The sequence below is a fragment of the Longimicrobium sp. genome (genome assembly GCF_036554565.1).
Classification (GTDB): domain Bacteria; phylum Gemmatimonadota; class Gemmatimonadetes; order Longimicrobiales; family Longimicrobiaceae; genus Longimicrobium.
The window spans coordinates 1-4,500 of the sequence record NZ_DATBNB010000254.1 but is presented as its reverse complement, the minus strand read 5'-3'; the positions used below and the strand labels follow the sequence as shown (position 1 = coordinate 4,500).

Here is a 4,500-nt window from a genome sequence, read left to right as displayed (position 1 = left end):
CGGCCATGGCGCCCAGCTCGTCCTGCTCGCCGCTGCGCGCGCGGAGCGCCAGGTCGCCACCCGCCATCGCCCGTGCGACGCCGGCCATCCGCCGCAGCCGGTGCGTCACCGCCCGGCTGAAGCCGAACGAGAGCACGCCGGTGAGCGCCAGCGCCAGCATGCCCACGCTGAAGATGCCGCGCTGCACCCGCACCACCATGCGCCGCACCTCGTGCAGCGGCACCGCCAGGCGCAGCACGCGGCCATCGGGCGTGCGGCGCGCCAGGTACAGGTGGTCGATACGGACGGACCTGCTCATCCGCACCGCGCGCCCCACCCCGCCGGCCAGCGCCGTGCGCACCTCGGGGCGGGACGCGTGGTTCTCCAGGTGCTGCGCGCTGTCCGCCGGCAGCTCCGAGTCGCCCAGCACGCCGCCGTCCGGGCCGATCAGCGTAACGCGGCGCCCGGAAAGCGCGCCCAGCCAGTCGGCCACGGCGTCGGGGGGCGCGGAGCGGCGCACGTCGTACAGCGACGTGGCCAAGGCCAGCTCGCGCTGTACGTCGGTGGCCATCAGCCCCGTGAGCTGGCGGCGCAGCAGGGCGCCCACCCCCAGCGTGAGCGCCACCACCACCATGGCGATCACCACGAGGTAGGTAAGGAACAGCTTCTGGTCTACGCGAAGCCGCATGACGGCGAGCGGTTGTGAGAATGGTTCCCCCTCCCCCCGGCCCCTCCCCCGCAAACTGCGCGGGACAGGGGGAGAACTTCCGGTGAGGTGAGGCTGGGAGGGGCGAATGCCTCGGGTTGGCCCTCCCCCGGGCCCCTTCGCCCGGCAAACTGCGACGGGAGAGGGGAGACTTCGATCGAGGGTCGACCGGCGATGGCTCATGCTGATGGAGCCCCCTCCCCCCAGCCCCCGTCCCCCGCTTCGCAGGGGAGGGGGAGACCTGAAACGCGCTTCGGCTGGCCCCGCGCACTCGACTGCGCTCGCAGTCCGCGAAGGCGGACTTTGGGCCGTTGTTGCCGCGACTTCAGTCGCCCCCGCGGGGCCGGGCCTCTGCTAAGTCCCGGCCGACGCACCAAAACCCGAAGTGTACCCCCTCTCCCACGCTGTTTGTGGGAGAGGGTGGCACGCGTCTCAGCGCGGCCGGGTGAGGGCCCCACGGCAGCCGAGGCCTCGCCCTTAGTGACCGCTGGCGCGCCCGGGCTGAGAGGCAACCGCGGCTGGATCCTTCGCCCCGCGTGGCCTTGTTTGCGGGCCGGTCCTGCGCGCCTGGGGCTCAGGATGACAGGGCTGTGACGCGGCCGTGCCGTCAACAGAATCGCTGCCCCGGATCGTCCGGCGCAGCGATGAATCTATCGATCGGCTCGTTCGGCGTCAGCGCCCGGCGCTACTGCGGCGGATCGGTGCGGAACCGGTAGCCGAAGCCGCGCACCGTTTCGATCCAGTCGGCCTGGTCGCCCAGCTTGCTGCGCAGCCGCTGCACGTGCATGTCTACCGTGCGCGTGGCAATGTTCGCGGTGACCTCCCACACCGCCTCCAGCAGCTGCCGGCGGCTCTGCACGCGGCCCCGGCGCTCCATCAGGATCAGCAGCAGGCGGTACTCGGTAGGTGTCAGGTCCAGCTCGCGCCCATCCACCTGCGCCTGCGCCGCGCCCTCGTCGATCGCGAACGGACCCACGCGCACCACCTTGCCCCCCGTCGTCGCGGGGGGCGCCTGCTGCACCCGCCGCAGCACCGCCGCCACGCGCAGGATCAGCTCCTGCGGCGAAAAGGGCTTCGACACGTAGTCGTCGGCGCCCAGCCGCAACCCCGCGATGCGGTCCTGCTCCTCCTTGCGGGCGGTGAGCAGGATCACGGGAATCTCCTGCGTCTCGGGACGGCGGCGCAGCTCCTCCAGCACCGCCAGCCCCGACATCCCCGGAAGCATCAGGTCCAGCACCACCAGGTCCGGCCGCTCCACCTCGGACGCGTGAAGCGCCTCGGGCCCGCTGGCCGCCGTGCGCACGCGGTACGACTCGCGCGCAAGGTGATACGCCACGAGCGCCGAGATGTCTGGCTCGTCGTCTACCACCAGGATGTGTGCGGGCATTCGCATCACGCGCTCGGCAGGCTGGCTACGCCCGGCGCCGATCACGCCGGTGAACACGCTGGAAGAATGCGGATGGCCGGAAGTGCTCGGCAAGATGCCACTCCTCATCGGAAGCAGGGATCGCGTCACGGTTCCGGGGGAGTGTACGGCCCGGGTGTAACGGCGGGGTAACGATCCTTGCTCCGCGGGGAAACAGCGGCGGGGGCGGACGATTGCCCGGCGCTCCTGCGCGTCCTACTGGCTGTGAGCCAGGTAGTTGCCCAGCACGCGGTTGGTGGCGTTCAGCACGGCGAGCGCCGCGGCCCGGTGCGGGTCGCCGCTGGCCAGCGCGGCACCCACCAGCGGAGCGCCCTGGTCGGTGCGCATCAGCACCACCACGACGTCCGTGTCGAACACGCGGAAGCTCTTGATGCCCAGGAGCGAAAACCGTACGCGTTCCCGGAGGATTCCCTCCAGCGCCTTGAGGGTGGCGGTGGCGGCCAGGCGCAGCTCCAGCGGGGGACTCGCCTCGCCTTCCGCCCTTTCGGCATACGACTGGGCTCCCCATTCCAGCTCCACCTCCGCGGCTGCCCGGCCGGACCGCGGCGTCGTCATGCGAGCCGCCACGAAACGCACGCGCTGGCGCTGCTCCGGCGGCGTCAGGTAGGCCAGGTGCACCTCGGCGTCGGCCGCGCTGATCCCGGTCCTCGCGAGCACCGACGACACCAGCATGTCGGTGGGCGACTCGGCGCGGTCGCAGACGATGTACACGCGAAGCGGATCGGCATCCACCACGGCGCGGCGCACGCAATCGAGCGCCTCGAGGTCGGCGCGCAGGCGCTCGCGCGCCTCGGAGTCCAGCGCGGGTGAGGGCATCGGCGAAATGGACGGGGTTCAGTGGGAAACGCGCCGAACGTACGGGCGAAATCCGTTCGGTGTCAAGTTTCCGGCGCAAAACACGATCCGCCCGCGGCAAAGTGCCGCGGGCGGTCGTGGTGGGGAACGAGGCCGAACGATCGGTGGAGCCGGTCCGCTACTCCCGCGCGGCGTCTTCGCGCCGGCGGAGTCCGGAAAAGGCTTCGGCCAGTTGGATGGTATAGGTGCTCTCGGCGGCGCGGGCCCGTTGCAGCACGGCGCGGATCTGCCCCCGATCGATGGACGCGCCGTCGTACCCCGCCGCGAGCAGCGCCTGGATGACGGCTTCGGTGTGGATGCGGCTGCGGTCGTACACGTCCGGGAACACGCGTAGTTCCCCGCCCTGCACCACGATGGGCTCGTAGCGTATCGTCAGCGGCACCGGCGCGCGGAAGGTGGACCAGCGCGTGGTGCCGGAGCGGCGCAAGATCCCGTCGATCTCCGCCGGCGCCACCGTGGGTTGCGCGCGGGTGTGAAGGAACCGCGCGAGCTCGATCACGTCGCGGTTGCGCATCCGCACGCACCCGTGCGAGGCCGCCTGGCCGATGTTGGCGGTGTCGGGAGTGCCGTGGATGTAGTAGTACGGCGCAAAGAACAGCTTCACGCGGCCCATGGGGTTGTTGGGCCCCGGCGGCGTGAACCGGTCGTCGCGCGCCCACTCGCGGTCCGGCGGGCGCCACGAAGGGTTCCATTCCGCCCGTCCGATGGTGAACTCGCCATCGGGCGTGTCGTGGCCGGGCAGCCCCACCGACACGCGGTAGGTGCGCAGCACGCTGTCGCCCTCCACCACTCGCAGGCGGTTCTCGGGAATGTTGATGTCGATGCGCAGCTGCGCCGCCGCCGGGTGCACGGCCGCGAGCAGCAGGGCCAGCACCGCAGCCAGGGTTCCAGGTTTCACGTGCGGATGGAGCTGAGGGGAACGTCGGTGTGCCACGAGAAAAGATAACAACGGTCGCGTCCACGGGTCTACGGCCGCGACCGGCGGCGGGATTCAGCCCGCCGCCGCACCGGTGAAGGGCGCGTTGTCCGGGTGAGGCTGACCGGCTACCTTGATGCCGCTTCTCCGCACCCCCTGCCCATACGCGCCCTCGTGAGCCGCCCTCTCCCCCGCGCCCGTCCCGCCGCACAGAAGAAGGCGCAGGCCCCCGCGCCCCCGCCCGCCCCGCGCTGGACGGAGCGGCTCCGCCCGTGGCACGTGGCCGCCGGGCTGGCGGCGCTCCACCTGCTGCTGGCGGGACTGGCGTTCGACCCCACGCCCCACACCGGCGGCGACAACGCGGCGTACGCGGCGCTCGCGCGGTCGCTCGTGGAGCGCGGCACCTACCAGGAGCTGTGGGACCCGGCCATGCGTCCCCACGTGCAGTACCCGCCGGGGTGGCCGCTGATCCTCGCGGCAGGGCGGATGGTGGGCGTCACCTCGTGGGTGGGGATGAAGGTGATGGTGCTGCTGTTCTCCGTCTTGGCGGTGGCGCTTTCGTACCTGTGGGCGCGGCGGGTGAGCACCCCCGGCGTGGCGGTGGCCGTGGGGCTGCTG

The 4,500-nt window shown here is 71.9% G+C and carries 4 protein-coding genes and 1 pseudogene; 1 reads left to right on the top strand and 4 read right to left on the bottom strand.

The window, feature by feature from the left end; all coding sequences use genetic code 11:
- The 4 genes from VIB55_RS06855 to VIB55_RS06840 all read right to left on the bottom strand — a co-directional run.
- On the bottom strand, window positions 1-667 hold a 667-nt coding region (locus VIB55_RS06855), incomplete at its 3' end, for a HAMP domain-containing protein (protein ID WP_331875927.1).
- Between the two features lie 703 nt (window positions 668-1,370).
- Complete coding sequence (locus tag VIB55_RS06850; protein WP_331875926.1) at window positions 1,371-2,078, bottom strand: response regulator transcription factor; 708 nt, start codon at window positions 2,076-2,078, stop codon at window positions 1,371-1,373.
- Window positions 2,079-2,306: 228 nt separating this feature from the next.
- Window positions 2,307-2,927 carry a hypothetical protein gene (locus VIB55_RS06845; RefSeq protein ID WP_331875925.1) on the bottom strand — a complete coding sequence of 207 codons (621 nt, stop codon included), beginning with the start codon at window positions 2,925-2,927 and terminating at the stop codon, window positions 2,307-2,309.
- Window positions 2,928-3,084: 157 nt separating this feature from the next.
- Window positions 3,085-3,864 carry a L,D-transpeptidase gene (locus VIB55_RS06840; protein WP_331875924.1) on the bottom strand — a complete coding sequence of 260 codons (780 nt, stop codon included), beginning with the start codon at window positions 3,862-3,864 and terminating at the stop codon, window positions 3,085-3,087.
- Window positions 3,865-4,056: 192 nt separating this feature from the next.
- On the opposite strand from VIB55_RS06840, the pseudogene VIB55_RS06835 reads away from it, so the two are divergent.
- Window positions 4,057-4,500: pseudogene (locus VIB55_RS06835) on the top strand (hypothetical protein); the annotation flags it as partial.